This is a genomic window from Dolichospermum sp. UHCC 0406 (genome assembly GCF_009712025.1).
Classification (GTDB): Bacteria; Cyanobacteriota; Cyanobacteriia; order Cyanobacteriales; family Nostocaceae; genus Dolichospermum; species Dolichospermum lemmermannii.
This window is the reverse complement of record NZ_VILA01000016.1, coordinates 88,179-107,200: the sequence shown is the minus strand read 5'-3', so window position 1 is coordinate 107,200 and position 19,022 is coordinate 88,179. Positions and strand designations below refer to the sequence as shown.

Here is a 19,022-nt window from a genome sequence, read left to right as displayed (position 1 = left end):
CTTTCTAGTAAAAACACGGATAGTGAATCCAGTGCTAAAGGCAGATTTCCCTCCGTCAGCAGATGGTAAACCCAAAAAGAAACCGTGTCTAAACGCGGAGGTTTTACACAAAGTGTGTGCTATTTAGATATAGTCAACTTTACTTGATGAAGCGTTAACTTTGAAATAGATATCTACGGATATCCAAAGTTTAAATAGCAGCGTATAGTATGGAAAATCGGCCAAAGGCGGTTGATTGAAGTCTGTAAAATATATGCAGCTATTCAGGAATAATCCGGCGTATAAACGCATCCAAGGTATCATTAGTTAGCTCTTCATAACTTTGCAGAGCTACTCAAATTGCGAATTTTTATTACTAGTAGCGTCTTGTAGCAGCGACCGTCAGGACAAGCGGGATAACAGAGAACTTCCTTGTAATTCCCAGCGGTGCTGCCAATTTTTGAGGAAATTGAATGCCAAAACAAATTATCATCGCGGAGCAGCATCAAATCGCTGCTGTATTTTCGGAAGATCAAATACAAGAACTCGTTGTAGCTACTGGTCATCACCAAATTGGTGATATCTATTTAGGTGTAGTAGAAAATGTCTTACCTGGGATAGATGCGGCTTTTGTCAATATCGGCGACCCAGAACGCAACGGTTTTATTCACGTCACTGATTTAGGTCCATTAAGGCTAAAACGTAGTGCAGCAGCGATTACAGAACTGTTGACACCACAGCAAAAAACCTTAGTGCAGGTGATGAAAGAACCAACGGGATCAAAAGGCCCCAGACTGACAGGTAACATCACCTTACCTGGTCGTTATGTCGTGTTGATGCCCTACGGACGGGGAGTAAATTTATCGAGACGGATTAAGAGCGAAAGTGAACGTAATCGCCTGAGAGCTTTGGCAATTCTAGTAAAACCAGCCGGAATGGGGCTGCTGGTACGCACAGAAGCAGAAGGCAAGCCAGAAGAAGCAATTATTGAAGATTTAGAAGTGCTGCAAAAGCAGTGGGAACTTGTGCAACAAGAAGCAGTAACTTCCCGTGCGCCGGCTCTACTGAATCGTGATGATGACTTTATTCAGCGCGTTCTCAGGGATATGTATGGTGGTGATGTGAATCGCATTGTTGTTGATTCCAGCACGGGCTTAAAACGGGTGAAGCAGTATTTACAAAACTGGAGTGGTGGCCAAACACCCCAAGGATTGCTAATTGATCATCACCGCGATCGCTCTCCTATCTTAGAATATTTCCGGATCAATGCGGCTGTCCGCGAAGCCCTCAGACCGAGAGTAGACTTACCATCAGGTGGTTATGTCATCATCCAACCAACAGAAGCCTTAACCGTCATAGATGTCAACTCCGGTTCTTTTACTCGTTCCGCAACTGCTAGAGAAACAGTGCTGTGGACAAACTGCGAAGCTGCGGCGGAAATTGCTCGTCAGTTACGGTTGCGGAACATTGCTGGGGTGATTGTGGTTGATTTCATTGACATGGAATCTCGACGTGATCAAATGCAAGTTTTAGAACACTTTAACAAAGCTCTAAAAGCTGATAAAGCTCGTCCCCAAATTGCTCAACTGACTGAACTAGGTTTGGTTGAACTCACTCGTAAACGTCAAGGCCAAAACATTTATGAATTATTTGGCGAAACTTGTCCTACTTGCGGCGGTTTAGGACATACCGTCAGATTACCGGGAGAAACGGAAAACCGCTTACCCATTCCGGCTGCGGACATCCCAGAGCGGTTTGTACCGATGCCACAAAGGGAATCTCGGACACCTGCACCTACCCGCATTCCTGATATCGGTAGCGTAGCCCAAGCCACACCCCGCGATACCTATGATGGTTTTGGAGATGGTTTTGAAACTGAACCAGAATTTAGCTCTCTCCATTTGATCAATCATCCTAGTTACCAAGAACTAAATGATAAGCGCCGGACCCGGACTCGTCGGAGTCGTATTGGTGTGAATGGCGCTAATGATAAAGATGAATCCCGCTTACCTACCAATCCTTTAGCTTTTGTCAATGATGCAGATTTGGACTTAGAAGAACCTGAATTACCAATCCCAGAAATCGCTCCACCTACTATTAATAAATCCGGTTGGACAGAAAGGCCAGAACGGGCAAAAGTCAAACTAGAACCGATTAAGGTAGAACCACCAGAGATTATTAATGTGGAAATGTCAGCAAAGGAACAAGATACTTATGCTGAAATGGGAATTTCTCCTTTACTCAAGTTAGATCGGGAGGGAAAAAATCCAAGATCGGTGATTATTAATGTTGTTCAACCAGGACAATCACCTATTGAAGAAACTGAATTTATCCCCGAACCAATTGTAATGGAAAAGACAATTCCTGAAGTTGTCACCATTAAAATACCGCAACCAACTTTTGAGCTAGAAGAAGAATCATCTTTCCCACCATTAGCAATATTCCCAGAATTGACAATAGTTCCCCAAGTAAAAGCAACTGAAACTGAAGGAAAAACTGAAATAGAAGCTGAAATAGAAGCTGAAACTAATAATGGATCTACTCCTAATCGTCGTCGTCGTCGTCGTTCATCAGCCTTAGATCCAGATGTTTTCGGACTATGATTTTCATGATTTGTGTGATTTATGTGATTAATTAATTAAGTAAGTAGAACGGCTTGAATAATTCAAAGTTTGTAGTGAGGAACTTATTCCTCATTTGAGGTCTGAAGCCCTTACTACGAAATCATCTCCAGATTTTTTACATTACTTAATCTACTTTGATTTATTTTCGTCTACTTACTTACTTAAATCAATTACATAAATCATAGTTACGACTAATCATCTGAATCAAACAAATCACACAAATCACAGTTTAGACAATGGGAGAAATTAAACCTGCACTCTGGGATAATTCGAGTTGGTTAGAGTTTTCTAGCTACTCAAATATGCAGGGTGCAGTTGGGGGTGTGGACGAGGTAGGAAGAGGGGCTTTATTTGGTCCTGTGGTGGCAGCGGCAGTTATATTACCAGTAGAGGCTTTATCAATCCTGATGGTAGATAACATTAAGGATAGTAAAAAGTTGTCTAGCTCTCGCAGAACTAAACTAGCTGAAAAAATTAATACCCTGGCGTTAGACTGGAGAATTGGTTATGCTACAACTGCGGAAATAGATGAGTTGAATATTTTACAGGCAACTCTATTAGCTATGAAGCGGGCTGTTTTGAAGTTGAAGGTAAAGCCTGAACTGTGTTTGATTGATGGTAATCAGTTGGTGAAGAATTTGCCAATACCACAAGAAACAATTGTTAAGGGTGATGAACTATCGCTTAATATTGCCGCAGCTAGTATTATGGCTAAGGTTTGGCGTGATGATTTGGTGCAACGGTTAGCATTAAAATACCCTTTATATGATCTAGAACGGAATAAAGGTTACGGAAGTCCGCGTCATTTACTGGCACTTCAAAAATACGGACTCTCACCTTTACATCGGCGTTCTTTTCGTCCTTGCCAAATTCCATCTTAAAACTACTCAAAATTCAAAGTTGGTAATATGGCTTGGTCACTCTACCGCTATCAGGAATGTTATGATCAATCTCGTTATTTTGAGTTTGCGAGATTACCCAATGCCGATAATCTGCTAAGAGGTGATGTAACAATCTTTGTTTAATTGTCAGTAGCACACTTTTGAGTAATCCATTCCCTGTAGTTTCTAAAATTGATTTGGGTGTAAAGGAAAATGGTTGTGGTATGTCTACTAAAACTTCCAAATCAGCTTTCCCTTGCAAGTGAGTTTCACCATTGAGTTGAACTGGTGATAAATAGCCTTTTAAATTCAGCGCAAACCTTTCGTTAATATACTCAAAACCCAGTATTTCACAACCGAGCGATCGCAAATAAATTGTACCGCTGGCATCTGCCCAAACTCGCATATCTACGGTTGGCTGAATACTCAGTGACATAAAAGACAGAGGACGCATTTTTAACCGAAAAACTTCGTCAGAAAGTTGTTGAATTCTTGTATTATCAGCTAAGGCATTGACCAAACGTTGAGGTTGACGCAAGTAGTGTTGAATAGGAATAGATTGCTTAGGAACGGAAATTTCCACCGATTGAGAGGCAATAAACTTAGTAACCATGAGCAAATTAAACCATTTGTTTTTTTTATTGTAATATTTTTTAACAATTTAAATTGCTAAAAAATCAAACTTTCATTTCATTATTAATTAAATTCGCCAAATTTAAAAGCATGAATCTGAAAATCGCTCATTTAGGTCCACAGGGAACTTATACCGAACAAGCAGCTTTTTTTTATCTCAACTGGTTAAAAACCCATCAGGGCATTATCGCTAATTTATATCCTTATCCTAGCATAGCTCAATCACTACAAGCTATAGCAGATAAAAAAGCAGAAATAGCTGTTGTCCCTGTGGAAAATTCTATTGAAGGTAGTGTCAACATGACACTGGATAGCTTATGGCAATTGGATAATTTAAAAATTCAGTTGGCGTTAGTTTTACCAATTCAACATACATTAATTTCCTATGCAACTAACTTAGATACTATTAAAACTGTCTATTCTCATCCCCAAGCGTTAGCTCAATGTCAAGGATGGTTGTCACGTTTTTTACCAAATGTCAATTTAATTCCTAGTAATTCTACTACTGAAGCACTACAGAGATTAGAACAGGAAGTAACTACAGCGGCAATTTCTTCTAGTCGAGCGGCGCAATTGTATAATTTACCTATTTTAGCTAAAGGTATTAATGATTACCCAGAAAACTGCACTCAGTTTTGGGTGGTTAGCACGGAGGAAAATCATCCCATTGATTGTACTCATACATCCTTAGCATTCAGTGTACCAGCTAATATACCGGGCGCATTAATGAAAGCATTGGCGGTATTTGCTCGTTTGGGTATTAATCTCAGTCGGATTGAATCGCGTCCTACAAAACGCTCTTTGGGCGAATATTTATTTTATTTGGATATTGAAGCAGATGTGAATGCACAGATGATGAAATCTGCTTTAAGAGAGTTACAAAATTATACAGAAATCTTGAAAATCTTTGGTAGTTATAGCGTGTTACCCATTAGTTTATAATTGGTGATTGGTGATTGGTGATTGGTGATTGGTGATTGGTGAAAACTATTCTTCTTTTTTCTTCTTTTTTCTTCTTTTTTCTTCTTTTTTCTTCCTTCTTCTTCATCCTGACTCCTGACTCCTGACTCCTGACTCCTGACTCCTGTAATAGAATCTTCTGCAAATATCCATTACATTACTTTTTAAAATGTCAAGTTTTCAGACTTCTACCTTAATGCAATTATCTGTATCGCCAAAACTTTGTCAACCTTTAAAGATTGTCGCCTTGGGAGATAGCTTAGTATATGGATACGGTGATCCAGAAAAAGGTGGTTGGGTGGAACAACTGCGACGGTGGTGGATGCTACCGGATAGTGTGGGTCATGTGCTTTATAATTTGGGAGTAAGGGGCAATCGCACACAGCAAATTGCCCAACGCTTAGAAGTGGAATTTCGCCACCGGGGAGAAATCCGCAATCGTGTACCAGACTTGATTATTTTATCTGTCGGTGTCAACGATACACCTCGATTAAGAAGTCCCAAGGGCAGAAACTACACAGATTTTAGTCAGTTTGAATCAGAAATCGCCACATTACTAGATCAAGCTCAAAAACTTTGTCCTGTGGTGTTTGTGGGGATGGTTCCCGTAGACGAAACAAAAATGCCTTTTCTGGATTGTTTATTCTACAATCACGCTGACCAATACCGCTACAAAGAAGCAACACGGCAAGCTTGTGAACAAAGACAAATTCCCTATTTAGATATTTTTGATCAATGGATGCAACGTAGTCAAGGATGGAGAAGTGAACGGATTACCAATGACGGACTGCACCCGAATACACTGGGTTATCAGGACTTACTAGAATCTGTACTTAACTGGAAAGAATTATCGGAATATCATTGTCAAGCTGATTATGGGGCAGAATTGCAACAAGAATTTAGATGAAAATAGGGATTTTATTTATTAACTTACCTTTGGGGGTTAAAGTCCCCTGCTTCTACAAGCAGCGGGTTTTGCGTCGGGGTAAAATCCCCGTTGCAAAACGTAATTCTAAATTCTAAATTCTAAATTCTGCATTCTTTTAATTACCCTTAATTTGACACCAATGAGCATTGCTAAACCCCTACAGTTTAATGCTGTTTACCTACTTAACTTGAGTTGATACCGTTAAAACCTGTGGTGGTGAAGCATCTGGTGGATACAGAAAGTCAACTTGGACTAAAGATGTATTTCCTGGTTTTATATTCAACGATACCAAAGGTTCTCCCGTTTCACCACGCTTTTGAATTAAATGCACAAATTTATTTTGCCATTTTCCCTGGTCTTGATAACGTAAGCGCACAGTCCCTCGGAAGAAGATTTGACGCGCTGGTAGCTTAAAAAAGCGAAGTCCAGGTTTACTTAATTGATTTTCTTTGAGGGGAGTTTGGACTGCAACACTTACGGTTTGTTGATTTTGAGTATTGTTGTATAAAGGTAACTTGAGACTATATTGAATCCCATAATTACCATGAGCGTAATAAGCAGTATCAGGATAGCGCACTAACATGGGTGCGGTTTGAATTTGATTTGTTCCTAATGTTCCCCCATGTAAGGTACTCAAACCGTAGGAAAACGCTGCACCCGGTTGAGGAATAGTTAAATACTTGCTTTTTGGTGTATCTACTATATCGGCTAACCATCGAGAACCCTTAGATACTCCCGCTACACGTCCGTAAATTGTCGGTTTGTTGTTTCCTGTGATAGGAGTGGGGACTTTATCTCTAGGGGTGGATAATTCACCATTATCTAATAAATTTTGCCATTCTGCTAAATTAGGCGATCGCTCACTACCGTCAGTATTTGTCCGGGCAAACATCGCCAAACTTGCGGAGTAAACATTACCATTACTTCGCAGTCGCAGATATGTAGAACGACCATTTAAAGGGGGTGTTAGTCCTTGGACGGGAATTGGTAAATTTAATAACATCTGACTTGTCCCTGGGGGAATGACAATTTGGGAGGGAAAAATATCTTGTCTTTTTCCTCTCAAAATATCAGACATGACTCGACTCCCTGGACCTGCAAAAACTGTTCCTAAATCATTAGGGATTAAAGATGGTAATTCCTTAAATGGGGCATCTGGTTGACTTAAATAACTCGCACCTTGCCATATATTTACTGTCACCGGTTGAGAACCAGGATTATGTAAGATGATGCCCAAATACAAAGAACGTAAATTTTCCGGTGGGTCAGCTTTAGCAATATGATGGGCAAAAATATCAAACTGTCCACGCAAGGGAAAATCTAAATGGGCTGATGTGACTTTTTTTCCCGTTGCGGGAAAGGTAGAAAGTAAAATTCCTTCTTTTAATACCAGTTCTGGACTATTGCTATTAAATACCGGCACTGAATCCAATTTTCCCGGTAAAGGACGGACTGATTGTATTTGTAATATTTCTTCTGGTGGTGGTGTGGCAGGAACAGCTTGAGCAAGAGTTAAAGCTAGTAATAGTGGCAACATAATAATACTGAGTAATTTTTTTTTAACAGACGGGAATTTTTCTAAAGAAGTGCCAAGTTATTCATGATCAAAACGAAATCGGCAATTATCTTGAGCGAATTTTCTGGATTTAAAATTGGGACATGAACAAAAATACACTTAACTGACAGTTGAGACCGGTGTAAATAGTCTAAAACTGAATAATAAAGTCCCTCGCAGACAAACTTACCACAGTCGTAGCTAATCTCAACTGCGGCTGTTCCGACTAATAATTTTTCTAAATCCACGCTGGTTTGGAAAATATTTTCGGGGGAATTTCTAGACTCTTGAGGTAAGATGTCGGCAGAATTTGTAGACTCTACAGGCAAGGTGCTTGTGCTACTGGCAAGGACTTCTACGCTTAATTGGGAACGACTTGCAGCCATACCACAACAGATAATATAGTCAGGTTGGAGTTCATTAATTTTGGCAATGACGAGAGAACTTGCCAGTTGCACATCGACAGGGAGACGGTGCAAAAATTCTAAATCATGGGAGAGTGAAGCCATTTTGGCTAGTCCGAGTAACAAGTCATCGGATGAATTTGACTCTTGTTGGCTTAACCAAATGTCAAAAGAAGTTAATAGTATTTTTTTTTGCATTATAAATAATAATTAGAATTAGAATAATTAAAAGCCCTGCCTCATAAATTTACAAGGAGCAGCTAAATGGCAGTGATTGCAGTTGTTGATTACGATATGGGAAATTTGCACTCTGTTTGCAAAGGATTAGAAAAAGCTGGTGCGACCCCTCTCGTTACTTATTGTTCTCAAGAGTTGGCAAAAGCAGATGCTATAGTTTTACCAGGAGTGGGAGCATTTGATCCAGCGGTACAACATTTGCGATCGCGTGGTTTGGAACAACCGATTAAAGATGCGATCGCTTCTGGTAAACCGTTCTTGGGTATTTGTTTAGGATTACAAATTTTGTTTGAATCCAGCGCCGAAGGAACGTTACCAGGACTAGGAATTGTCCCCGGAAAAGTCCGCCGTTTTCGTTCTCAACCGGGGATGACAATTCCCCACATGGGTTGGAATCAACTCCAACTTAACCAACCAAAAAGTCTTTTATGGGAACATTTACCTATCGATCCTTGGGTTTATTTTGTGCATTCTTATTATGTTGAACCCACAAATCCCCAAGTTCGCGCGGCAACTGTGACTCATGGTGATCAAAGTTTTACAGCAGCGATCGCTCATGAAAATCTCATGGCTGTCCAATTCCATCCTGAAAAATCATCAAATGTCGGATTGCAAATTCTATCTAATTTTGTGGCTCAAGTCCGTGAAAAAGTTTTTGCTTAACAAAAGTTTGTAATATTTTCAGGTGTTTATTTGCTCAAAGTTGAAGATTTAATGATCAATTAAGTAATGAGTCTAAGAATTTACGGGAATCGTCTGCTTAAAACTTTACCAGGTGAACATACCAGACCTACCAGTGCGCGAGTCCGGGAAGCATTGTTTAATATTTGGCAGGGAACAATCGTTGGTTGTCGCTGGTTAGATTTGTGCGCCGGTAGTGGTTCTATGGGTGCGGAGGCTTTGTGCAGGGAAGCCAGCGTCGTTATCGGCATTGAAGAATCTAGTCAATCCTGTGCCATAATTCAAGAAAATTGGCAGCACGTGGCCAAGCCAGACCAAAAATTTCAGCTATTACGGGGAGATGTCACCCAACAGTTAAAAAAATTATCAGGTCAAAAATTTGACAGAATATATTTTGACCCACCTTATACTAGTGGATTATATGAACCAGTATTACAAGCGATCGCTCAATATCAGCTTTTAGATTGCCAAGGAGAAATAGCCGTCGAACATCGTTACAGAAATTGGCAACCATCAAACATTGACAACTGGGAAATCTGCCGTCAAAAAAGCTATGGCAAAACAGCTTTGACATTTTATCAAGAACAGGGAACAGGGAACAGGGAACAGGGAACAGGGAATAGGGAATAGGGAATAGACGGAGAATTTTCTTCTTTCTTCTTTCTTCTTTCTTCTTCCTTGACTCCTGACTCCTGACTCCTGACTCGGTGACTCCTGACTCGGTGACTCCTGACTCGGTGACTCCTGACTCGGTGACTCCTGACTCGGTGACTCCTGACTCCTGACTCATCAATTAATATCAGCCGCCCAATTCGGTGGGACGTTTGTATTGTCTATAAGCAGCGTAGAATAATCCGCTTAAAGTTACAAAAACTAAACCAAGCACAATACCTGATAGTAGGGGTTCAACCACTGTAAAGCTCCTTGTTGTAATTATGGAAAGATTCGTGTCCTGTTTTTGATTTTACCAAATTTGGCAATAATCTCCCATCCCATAACAGTTTTAAATCTAAATACTAGTTGACACTCCCCGCGTCTAAAGACGCGGGGATTCTATAGAGAGTTTCAGTCTATATCTCTCAGTTATCCCAGATTCAGGCAGGGTTCCTTAAATATTTGGGTTCTTGCCCTGATCCTGTTTGCCATTACTGGCAGAATCATCTCTGACAAGCGTAACTTTCCGAGAGTCCCCCGGTAGGTTTTTAATGTCTTTGCTGACAATTTAATTGTCTCACGAATATGGATTAAAATTTGAAATTATTTCAAATTTTTCAATTAATGTCAATGCAGGATAAAGGAAAGCCTCTAGCCTTCATCCCTTGTCTAAAGCACAGATGTAGCTGACTTAGTCAGCTACATCTTCAAGGGTTTTCGGCATTTCCCTTATAAAAATTATCATTTGTACTTGCGAACACCATCAAGAAATTTTAAGCTATGTGTAGGAAATGAAAACTTGCACATTGTCAAAGCAACCCTTTTGGATAACCAGCTCATCAAACCTGAAACCCTAATTCAACAGTTCGTTATGTTCACTGTAGCGATGCTGATAGCCCTCCCATTAATCCTGTTTGGGATTGAGATAGTAAAAGCCTCTGATCCTTATGTTAAAAGTGTTCTATCCCTCCAGGGAAACCCAGTCCAGGGAAAAGCTATTTTCCAAATCAACTGTGCTGGTTGTCATGGTTTAGAAGGAAATGGACTAGTTGGTCCGAGTTTACATGAAATCTCCAAATATAAATCCCGCTATGGACTAATTCATCAAGTAACTAGCGGTGAAACTCCCCCCATGCCAAAATTCCAGCCCAGTATTCAAGAAATGGCAGACCTTTTAAGCTATCTAGAAAGTCTATGAACTTTTGTCAGACAAAATTAAATTCACTCGTTAAAAGAGGCAATAGGGAACAGAGAACAGAAAAATTAGTTGTGTATACTAAGTAAGTGAACAGAAAAATTCAAAGGTATGTAACGATATGTAAAGTTGTCTTAATACGAGATTCTGGTTGAGGGTAAAACGCAAAGATTGTAAAGTTTTATTGCAGGATTCAACAATTGTGGATTTGTATTAACTGATAATTAATAAGAAGTATACATGATATGATATGACGGCGTTACATAATAGCTATATAAATTATGTTTCGCGTCAAGGCGTAAAGACGAAAACTTTAAGACTCTTTGTGTAATAATTCTGATACACACTATTTAATGGGCTATAGGGTTTGTGACTTTGACAAAAATTACCCCTGGACAACCACTGACTGATACGCAAAGAAATGGCTTACAGTTAGTATCCCTGTGGGGTGGGGGTAAACGTGATGTGGTTTTAGCTATTGATATCACGGAAAGTGTAGGTTTAAATGATCAAGGTCGGATTCATTTACGTCAAATAGTTGAAGACAGTCTCAAACCTGGAGATTCTGTTTATGTTGTTCCCTTTGCTCAAGATTTGGTTTTTGATGCCGTTATCTCTGTTGAAAATCCATTAGGAACACCCATATATTTTAGAGATAAAAATTCGGAAAATATTAATAAAGTATTAGCGAAAATTCCTTTTAATTCTGACCCTAACCGCTATGGAACAGATATTCAAAGAGCAGAGTTAATAGTATATCAAGGTATTGCCCAGATTAATCAAAATCGAGTTTCCAAAAATCAACTAATTAAGCCGCAATCGGTTGTTTGGATTACTGATGCACCGTTATTTACTCAACCAGGAATTACTTCCCAAGTTTGGATAGAAACTCCTGCTAATAGTCCTTTGAGAATTGCGACATCACCGGAAAGTCAGGAAAGACAGAATTGGATTAAGGCTTTATCATTCAAAGAGCGATCGCTCATCATTAAAAACCAAGATAATAAAGATTATACATTATCTGTAGTAGACATTAATCCTACAGTTCAAGAAGTTTGCACACCAGTACCAGGAGGACAAGAAACTTGTTTAGTTAATCCTTATTTATTCAAACAGCTATGGCTACCAAGTTTAATTTTATTATTCATACTTGCATCAATGGTAGGGGGTATATTAAAATATGCTAAATTGCAAAAAAAATGGGAGGTACGAATTAAGTTAGAAGATGATGGAGAAGATGAAGAACGAATATGTAGATTACCAAATAATAAAAAAATTGCTATTGGTGAATATGATCCTAGCTGTATACATTCTATTGACTTTAGAGGTGGAGAATTACAAGCATATTTAGAACGGAAAGGAGAAAAACTTTATTTAGTTCCCACAGAAGATACAAAAATTGAACTTAACAATAAAAAAGTTACATCACGAACTCTCATATCAACTTCTAAATTTACCCTAAATTGCCCAGATTCACGCCAGAGAGAATACGAAATATCTATCAAAATCAAGAAATAGTTTATAGGGAAAAACATCATGACTCAAGCATCTGCAAAGGAAAACCAAACTAGAGGAATTAATCGGACAATTTGTATCGGTTTAGGGGGAACTGGTAGAGATGTATTAATGCGAATTAGACGGTTAATTGTTGACCGTTATGGAGACCTAAATAAGTTACCAATTGTCAGTTTTGTTCACATTGATACAGATAAAGCAGCCACCCAAGTCACAGGGATTAGAACAGGGAGTACCTATCATGGCGTTGACCTAAGTTTTAAAGAAGCTGAAAAAGTCGGTGCTACCATGTCGTCTAGAGATGTCACCATGTTTGTAGAAGGACTAGAACGGCGTTCGGAATATAGTAATTACGGACCTTATGACCATATTGGAAGATGGTTTCCTCCTGGGTTATTGCAAGATGTTGGAGCAATTGAAGACGGAGCAAAATGTATAAGACCTGTAGGAAGACTAGCCTTTTTTCACAACTACCAAAAAATTAAAACATCAATTGTAACAGCAGAAAACCGAACGAGAGGACACGAATCTTTTTTGCTGAAATCGGGGTTAAGAATTGAACCAGGGTTAAATATTTTTGTTGTTGGTTCTCTCTGTGGTGGTACAGGAAGTGGGATGTTTTTAGATGTTGCTTATAGCCTTAGAGATATCTATAGAGATGAAACTGCTAAAATTTTTGCCTATTTAGTGATTAGTCCTGATTTATATGGCAATACCAACAAAATGATTACAAATACTTACGCATCTCTGAAAGAATTAAATTATTACAGCACTCCCGGTACAACTTTTGAAGCAGTTTATGATCTTGAAAATTCGGTAATTGTACAAAATAAAAAAGAGCCATTTGACTATGCTTATTTAATTTCTAATAAAACGCTAGGAGAATATCAGATTCTGACACAAGGTAAACTATGTAATGTGATTGCTCATAAGATTGCTCTTGATTTTTCAGGTGAATTAGCACCTGTAATGAAAAGCAACAGGGATAATTTTAAAGAAAAAATGATTGAATCAGATAAACATCCTCGTCGTAACACCCAAAGATACTTAACATTTGGACTGTCAGCAATTTATTTTCCTCGTGATACTATTATTGAAATTGCTTTAACAAAGGTAGGTTTAGAGTTAGTCAGGTTTTGGTTAAATGGTAAAGGTCAAAGTCCAGATCCTATTAACTTACTTGAGCAATTTTTGATTCAACATAATTGGCATAATGACTTAGGCAAACGAGATGGTTTAACTAATAAATTAGCAGAGTCTGTAGAAGAATCTAATAAGACCTTTAGTAATAGTCTCAAAAATTGGCAAAATAAATTATCCCGGTTAATTGCTGAATGTAAAAACAAAGATGACCGCACTAATATCCGTCAGCAATTAGCAACAGAGTTTTATAAACAATTTCGCACAGTGCAACCAGGAGAAACAGAAAGCAGTCGCGGTTATTGGTTGACGAAATTAATGCAAGCTACTCCCAAAATTACCAAAGAACTTAATGGGAATATTGATGATTATGTGATGCAATTACTCACACCAGTAGATCCTAATTTCTCCATTAAAAATACACGCAATTGGTTAGATTCTCTGCGACACGAATTACATAAATATCAAGGGGATTTACAGGAGAAAATTACCGATTTTGGAGGCATGAAGCGCTTAGAAGATGTAGAAAGAAAATGGGAGAATGCAGAACAAACAATTGAAGATATGGAAAATAAAATAGGTATTCCCTTTGTTGATTTCAAAAACATTCCATTTCAGGAGGAGTGCAAAAAAGTAATGCAAGAAGTTTACAAAATTATCAAGCATAATTTTGAATTAACTGTATTGCAAGAAACTTTAAAAATTGTCAATCAATTACAAAAGCAAGTTCAAGAAAAAGAAAAGCAAATTGCAGCTTTTAGTAGTTTAGTAGAGGACTTAGAAAGTGCTTATGAAAAAGAGGAACGAGAATTAAAACAATTGAATTTCGATGAAATGAGTGGAGAGGCAATTTTTGATACTGAAGATATAGAACTTTGCTATCAAACAATGATCCCAGAAAATGATGTTTGTCCTCAATTAGTCTTAGCAAGTTCAGCACTTACCGAAGAAAATGGTAGAGGAGCATCTTTAGCTTTTTTCCTGAATATAGAACGTACTACTCAATCTCAGATAAAACAAGAAATTGATCTGAAAATTGATAGTTTATTTGCTTTTCGAGGTAGCAATATTGTTACTTCTGTGATTAAACGCTTCATGCAAAAATACTCCTTAGCTGCGCGTTCAACTCGTTTAGCACAAATTATGCAAGAAGCTCAACCACTTTTGCGTTTAAATTTGAATGATCCTTATTTTCGAGATGAGACTGGTAAAAGTAGTAAATTAGTAGGTTATAAGAATACAGATGAATTAGAAGTCAAACAGTTTAAAAGTTTGCTAACACAGGACTTATCTGTTCAACAAAGTCAATTAAAAGAAGTTCAAGCAGATGATGAGATATTAATTGTTAATGAATATGCTGCGTTTCCTTTGAGATTAATTAGTAGTCTGGAAAGAATGAGAAATCCATATTTACGAGAACAAAATTCTGGTAAATCTTTTTTGCATAATGATTATCGTATATCCTTTCCTGATATTATGCCACCTAATGCTGGAAAAATGGAAGAAGTGGAAAATATTTTTTATCCTTGTTTAGCATTAGAACTGTTAGCAGAAAATCATGCTACTCAAGAATTAGAGTTTCAATATTATGACCATTTTCAGAATAGTTATGATACTGTTTCCTTGAGTGGAATTTGGATAGAATCTTTGGAATATCTAGCTAGTAACCCCAATATGACTGAAGCATTAAAGCAAATTTTGGATAATACAATTTTAGAAATGGAAAATAATCCAACATTATGGGAAAATGAATATTTACCCAAATTGCGTCAATTTCCTGATAAGCTGACCAGAATTTCCGAAGATAGTCCTAATTCTCTCTATAAGACAAGAGTATATACAGATACAAGGAATACTACCGATAATACAAGGGAGGGGGCTATAAATCGTTTTTTGAAGAAAATGGAAGCAAAATTTATAAACACAAAGTCAATTTTACCAAGAAACAATACAGGAACTCAAAAATCTATTGTGGGGGAAATAGTTGCTAATTCTTCTGATAATCGTTCAAGACGACGACAAGAATTAGAGCAGCTTAAACAAGATTTAGATGAGGGTTTTATGACTCCAGAAGAATACGAGCGAGAAAAACAAAAAATCTTTCTGCAATATCCATTATAGTTTTTCATGGGTAGTTCATATCTACCCAATTCTCGCAAACTTCTTGCACTACCAAAGGTCATTTTTATGCCACTATTACTACTTTACTTAGTTTTCATCATCCTATCTATAGTTACTATAGTTACTATTCTTCTTCGCAGATCTCTTTATCGCTATTTAATACTTTTGACTAATAAAGTCCAAAGATTAATCAAAACAGGATCAGCGGAAGGACAACCGAAAATTATCCAAACATTAGAAGCTAGATTTGAACAAGCTAGTAAACAATTAGAACAGGTAAATACAGGAGCATTAATAGACCAGATTTATAGTCAGGAAACAATCAAGGGATTTACCTGTGAACAAATAGATTATTTATGTCGAATTCTGCCAAATTTACTGTTAGCTTTTGGGTTACTGGGAACTTTTTTAGGTATCACTATTAATTTATCTACCCTTAGTCAAACGATTAATCAAACTAATGCTAGTGATGTTAGTAATTTAGTTACTGAATTAAAGAAACCATTACAAGGAATGAGTATTGCATTTAGTACGAGTTTGATAGGAATTTGCTTGAGTTCTATATTAACAATATCCAATGGTATCTGGAATACTAGTTTTGCAAAATATCAATTAATTAGTTCTTTAGAAGATTATCTAGATAATGTATATTTTCCTGAAGTGCAGGGTGATACCCGTCTTGATAAAATAGTTAATAAAATGGTATCCCAGCAAGATGAATTTTTAACAAATTTTGGGGAAACAGTGCGAAAAGCTGTAGAACAATCTATGGGAAAAGTCGCAAAACAAATTGCTGACGGGAATAAAGAAACTACAGATTTAGCTAGACAGGTTTATGAAAAATTTACAGACGCTGCTGGAACTATATCTCGTGCTGCTAATGAGTTTCAAAATTCTATGTCAGACTTAAATGCAACCTCTCAAATCTTTAAACAGTCTGCTGAAACTTTTAATCAAAGTGAGTTTCCTCTCAAATTATCATTAGCTACTGTAGATTTGGGTAATACACAGCAGAAATTTTCTGAGTCAGCTACAAGTTTAGCAGCAACAACGGAATTGATTATAAATGCCTTAATTGAAATAGAAAATTCTAGTCAGAGTTTAATTAATTTAGGAGAAGAAATAAAATCTATGAACCAAACTTCAATTCAGGTACTAGAATTACATCAAAATAACCAAAATCTTCTTAGTGAAATTATCCCCCAACTTCATGCAGGAGCTAATATTTACGAAAAAGCAACTAGTAAATTAGATGATTTAGATCAAAGAGTGGGAGATAAATTCAATAATTTTGATCAATTAATCACAGCTATGAGTCAGTTATTAGAAAATGTGAAAACATATACAACGGAATTAATTAGCACGGTTTCAACGGAAACTGAAAATTCTAGTCAGAGCTTAATTAGTTTAGCTGAAGAGATAAAAGCTATGAACCAAACTTCAATTCAAGTATTAGATTCACATCAAAATAACCAAAATCTTCTCACTGAAATTATTCCCGGACTTCAGCAAGGAGCTAATAGTTATGAAAAAGCAGTTAATAAACTGGATGATTTAGATCAAAGAGTGCGCGATAAAGTTAATAGTTTTGATAAATTAATCACAACTATTGAGCAGTTATTAAAAACTGTGAAAACATATACAAATGATGTGAATACTGCTACTAGTATAGCATCTAATCAAATAGATGCTAATAATCAAAAACTGATGAAATTATTAGAGAATAATAATTCTCAACTAATTGCTGAATATCAAAATGTGAGTAATACCATTATTCAAGGAATTGACAGACAAACTAATATCAACAAGAAGGGTTTTGATGCTAATATTAAAGGTTTGGAGCTATTAATCAAGAATCTTGAGAAATATCAACAAAAACTTGATGACACAAATAACGATACATGAGGTGCGTTACGCTGGCGCTAACACACCCTACTGTTTAAATTGACTAACAAATTTACAAAAATAAAACATTGCAATTATGGCTCGTCGTTCACGCTACACAGAATATAATGAAGATCTAAACGTTTGGCCAGCATTTACTGATTTAATGTCTAATGCGTTTATGATATTGGTTTTATTTTTGTTTTTAACTATTATCATATCACAAATCAATAAATCACAGATTAGTAAAAATATCAATCAAAGTGTTCAAAATTCAGAACAGTTAGCTTTAAAAATCAAACAATTACAGCAGCAAGTAAAATATTTACAAATACAACTACAACTACAGTCTGAAAAACAATCAACAGATACACCTCCAATCATAGTTATAAAAGATCAAGGAGATTATAGATTTGCTTCCGGTAGTGCGGAAATTCCTGCGAAAATGTCAACTTATATATTTAACCAAATAGTACCGGAAATAGAAGCTAGAACTAAACAATATGGGATTAATGTAGTAGAAATAATCGGACATACAGACGGACAAGCTAATAGTAAAGTAACAAGTAATTTAGATGTGAATTTAGAAAATGTAGCTAGTGGTAACTTACAAGTAGGAAAACTACAAGCTGGTTCTAATGCTGATTTAGGATTAATGCGGGCTTTGTCAGTTGTGAAGGTGCTGGGTGATATCCAGAAAAAACAAGGTAAACTATCTGGACTATCATTTCGTGCTTATTCTGCGGCACAATTAATATTACCAAATGGAAAATTTGCAGGGATAGCGCGGAAAGAGGATGTCACTCGACGACGAATTGAAATCCGTTTTACACGGTTGGGAGAAGTGCGAGAAGTTAGATAAAAAATCATACTTCATCTATCAAAATTTTGCCTTCCCCCTTCTATCAAAAATCTATCACCTTCCCAGATTCGAGACTATTCCTAATTTGATCTAATTCTTCCGTCTGAACTCCTGAACTCCTAACTGAGAACCTTATGTCAAATGTAGCAAAAAGCAAATCCCACCGCCGACTAAAACGCCAACTACTTATCGTCATGCTGGTGATTTTTGCTTGGAGTGTGGCTATGGGCTGGATATTAGGATTCGCTACCAGCGCTCGCGGTGCAAATCCTGTAGACTCAATTGGGACTGTTGATGTCGTACCAACACAATACCAACCAGGACAAGAACTGTATTTAGAAAACTGCTCATCTTGTCATATCGCATTACCACCGGCTGTATTTCCTAGTTAAACTTGGAAAAACCTTTTACAAGACTCCCAGCACTATAGCGTACAAATTAAGCCTTTAGGCAAACTTGAACATCGTTTAGTATCAAAATATCTTTACACCTTTTCCCGTGTGCAACTACAGGAAGAAACAACACCCTAGCGTCTCAAGGACTCTCGTTATTTTAAGGCTTTGCATCCTGGTGTCAAATTACCCACTCCTATAAATATGGGTAGTTGTGTGAGTTGTCATTTTAATGCTGATAAGTACGACTTCCGCAGCCTTAGTCCAGAATGGAAGTAGGGGTAGGAGTTTAGGAAGAAGAATTTTCTCAATGACGAATGACCACTGACCAATTACCAATTACCAATGACATTCAAAGTCTATAATTATATAGCTAA

16 protein-coding genes and 1 pseudogene are annotated in these 19,022 nt (G+C 37.3%); 12 read left to right on the top strand and 5 right to left on the bottom strand.

What is annotated here, in order from left to right; translation table 11 throughout:
- Positions 1 to 452 precede the first annotated feature (452 nt).
- Together FJR09_RS14920 and FJR09_RS14915 are read left to right on the top strand one after the other, a co-directional pair.
- Positions 453 to 2,582 carry an Rne/Rng family ribonuclease gene (locus FJR09_RS14920; RefSeq protein WP_168652671.1) on the top strand — a complete coding sequence of 710 codons (2,130 nt, stop codon included), beginning with the start codon at positions 453 to 455 and terminating at the stop codon, positions 2,580 to 2,582.
- A gap of 257 nt (positions 2,583 to 2,839) precedes the next feature.
- Complete coding sequence (locus FJR09_RS14915) at positions 2,840 to 3,484, top strand: ribonuclease HII (protein ID WP_015078746.1); 645 nt, start codon at positions 2,840 to 2,842, stop codon at positions 3,482 to 3,484.
- Positions 3,485 to 3,497: 13 nt separating this feature from the next.
- Here the strand turns inward: FJR09_RS14915 and FJR09_RS14910 are convergent, their stop codons facing one another.
- Positions 3,498 to 4,097 (bottom strand): DUF1997 domain-containing protein, encoded by a 600-nt coding sequence (locus tag FJR09_RS14910; RefSeq protein ID WP_015078747.1) that lies wholly within the window; start codon positions 4,095 to 4,097, stop codon positions 3,498 to 3,500.
- Between the two features lie 110 nt (positions 4,098 to 4,207).
- On the opposite strand from FJR09_RS14910, the gene pheA reads away from it, so the two are divergent.
- A complete protein-coding gene (pheA, locus tag FJR09_RS14905) occupies positions 4,208 to 5,059 on the top strand; it encodes a prephenate dehydratase (protein ID WP_015078748.1) in 852 nt (283 codons plus the stop codon).
- Here the strand turns inward: pheA and FJR09_RS14900 are convergent.
- Complete coding sequence (locus FJR09_RS14900; protein WP_158310505.1) at positions 5,049 to 5,222, bottom strand: hypothetical protein; 174 nt, start codon at positions 5,220 to 5,222, stop codon at positions 5,049 to 5,051. The two genes, pheA and FJR09_RS14900, sit on opposite strands and share 11 nt — an antisense overlap.
- A gap of 24 nt (positions 5,223 to 5,246) precedes the next feature.
- On the opposite strand from FJR09_RS14900, the gene FJR09_RS14895 reads away from it, so the two are divergent.
- Positions 5,247 to 5,984 carry a GDSL-type esterase/lipase family protein gene (locus FJR09_RS14895; RefSeq protein ID WP_041457655.1) on the top strand — a complete coding sequence of 246 codons (738 nt, stop codon included), beginning with the start codon at positions 5,247 to 5,249 and terminating at the stop codon, positions 5,982 to 5,984.
- Positions 5,985 to 6,183: 199 nt separating this feature from the next.
- Here the strand turns inward: FJR09_RS14895 and FJR09_RS14890 are convergent, their stop codons facing one another.
- Both FJR09_RS14890 and FJR09_RS14885 read right to left on the bottom strand, forming a co-directional pair.
- Positions 6,184 to 7,542: a DUF3370 domain-containing protein gene (locus tag FJR09_RS14890; protein ID WP_168652672.1), complete on the bottom strand. Its 1,359-nt coding sequence runs from the start codon at positions 7,540 to 7,542 to the stop codon at positions 6,184 to 6,186.
- A 41-nt stretch (positions 7,543 to 7,583) separates the two neighbouring features.
- The gene (locus FJR09_RS14885; RefSeq protein ID WP_015078751.1) at positions 7,584 to 8,162 is read right to left on the bottom strand and encodes a pyroglutamyl peptidase; all 579 of its coding nucleotides are present in this window, start codon (positions 8,160 to 8,162) and stop codon (positions 7,584 to 7,586) included.
- Positions 8,163 to 8,228: 66 nt separating this feature from the next.
- On the opposite strand from FJR09_RS14885, the gene hisH reads away from it, so the two are divergent.
- Both hisH and rsmD read left to right on the top strand, forming a co-directional pair.
- Positions 8,229 to 8,864 carry an imidazole glycerol phosphate synthase subunit HisH gene (gene hisH / locus FJR09_RS14880; protein WP_015078752.1) on the top strand — a complete coding sequence of 212 codons (636 nt, stop codon included), beginning with the start codon at positions 8,229 to 8,231 and terminating at the stop codon, positions 8,862 to 8,864.
- Between the two features lie 66 nt (positions 8,865 to 8,930).
- Positions 8,931 to 9,512, top strand: a complete 582-nt coding sequence (rsmD, locus tag FJR09_RS14875) for a 16S rRNA (guanine(966)-N(2))-methyltransferase RsmD (RefSeq protein ID WP_168633067.1) — start codon at positions 8,931 to 8,933, stop codon at positions 9,510 to 9,512.
- Between the two features lie 169 nt (positions 9,513 to 9,681).
- Here rsmD and petG read toward each other — a convergent pair whose 3' ends face one another.
- The gene (gene petG, locus FJR09_RS25290; protein WP_015078754.1) at positions 9,682 to 9,795 is read right to left on the bottom strand and encodes a cytochrome b6-f complex subunit V; all 114 of its coding nucleotides are present in this window, start codon (positions 9,793 to 9,795) and stop codon (positions 9,682 to 9,684) included.
- Between the two features lie 564 nt (positions 9,796 to 10,359).
- Between petG and FJR09_RS14865 the strand changes: the two genes are divergently transcribed.
- From FJR09_RS14865 to FJR09_RS14840, 6 genes and pseudogenes are all read left to right on the top strand, one after another.
- The gene (locus tag FJR09_RS14865; protein ID WP_041458229.1) at positions 10,360 to 10,734 is read left to right on the top strand and encodes a cytochrome c; all 375 of its coding nucleotides are present in this window, start codon (positions 10,360 to 10,362) and stop codon (positions 10,732 to 10,734) included.
- A gap of 366 nt (positions 10,735 to 11,100) precedes the next feature.
- Complete coding sequence (locus FJR09_RS14860; RefSeq protein ID WP_168652673.1) at positions 11,101 to 12,249, top strand: VWA domain-containing protein; 1,149 nt, start codon at positions 11,101 to 11,103, stop codon at positions 12,247 to 12,249.
- Between the two features lie 18 nt (positions 12,250 to 12,267).
- Positions 12,268 to 15,507 (top strand): tubulin-like doman-containing protein, encoded by a 3,240-nt coding sequence (locus tag FJR09_RS14855; protein WP_168652674.1) that lies wholly within the window; start codon positions 12,268 to 12,270, stop codon positions 15,505 to 15,507.
- Positions 15,508 to 15,573: 66 nt separating this feature from the next.
- Complete coding sequence (locus FJR09_RS14850) at positions 15,574 to 17,412, top strand: hypothetical protein (protein WP_168650563.1); 1,839 nt, start codon at positions 15,574 to 15,576, stop codon at positions 17,410 to 17,412.
- A gap of 76 nt (positions 17,413 to 17,488) precedes the next feature.
- A complete protein-coding gene (locus tag FJR09_RS14845) occupies positions 17,489 to 18,253 on the top strand; it encodes a hypothetical protein (RefSeq protein ID WP_015078759.1) in 765 nt (254 codons plus the stop codon).
- A 134-nt stretch (positions 18,254 to 18,387) separates the two neighbouring features.
- A pseudogene (locus FJR09_RS14840) lies at positions 18,388 to 18,924 on the top strand (cytochrome C).
- Positions 18,925 to 19,022: the final 98 nt, after the last annotated feature.

Coding starts and splice junctions, on each gene's coding strand:
- FJR09_RS14910 (WP_015078747.1), bottom strand. CDS start 4,097: ATGGTTACTAAGTTTATTGCCTCTCAATCGGTGGAAATTTCCGTTCCT.
- FJR09_RS14885 (WP_015078751.1), bottom strand. CDS start 8,162: ATGCAAAAAAAAATACTATTAACTTCTTTTGACATTTGGTTAAGCCAA.
- FJR09_RS14855 (WP_168652674.1), top strand. CDS start 12,268: ATGACTCAAGCATCTGCAAAGGAAAACCAAACTAGAGGAATTAATCGG.
- FJR09_RS14920 (WP_168652671.1), top strand. CDS start 453: ATGCCAAAACAAATTATCATCGCGGAGCAGCATCAAATCGCTGCTGTA.
- FJR09_RS14895 (WP_041457655.1), top strand. CDS start 5,247: ATGTCAAGTTTTCAGACTTCTACCTTAATGCAATTATCTGTATCGCCA.
- FJR09_RS14890 (WP_168652672.1), bottom strand. CDS start 7,542: ATGTTGCCACTATTACTAGCTTTAACTCTTGCTCAAGCTGTTCCTGCC.
- FJR09_RS14845 (WP_015078759.1), top strand. CDS start 17,489: ATGGCTCGTCGTTCACGCTACACAGAATATAATGAAGATCTAAACGTT.
- pheA (WP_015078748.1), top strand. CDS start 4,208: ATGAATCTGAAAATCGCTCATTTAGGTCCACAGGGAACTTATACCGAA.
- FJR09_RS14850 (WP_168650563.1), top strand. CDS start 15,574: ATGCCACTATTACTACTTTACTTAGTTTTCATCATCCTATCTATAGTT.
- rsmD (WP_168633067.1), top strand. CDS start 8,931: ATGAGTCTAAGAATTTACGGGAATCGTCTGCTTAAAACTTTACCAGGT.
- hisH (WP_015078752.1), top strand. CDS start 8,229: ATGGCAGTGATTGCAGTTGTTGATTACGATATGGGAAATTTGCACTCT.
- FJR09_RS14915 (WP_015078746.1), top strand. CDS start 2,840: ATGGGAGAAATTAAACCTGCACTCTGGGATAATTCGAGTTGGTTAGAG.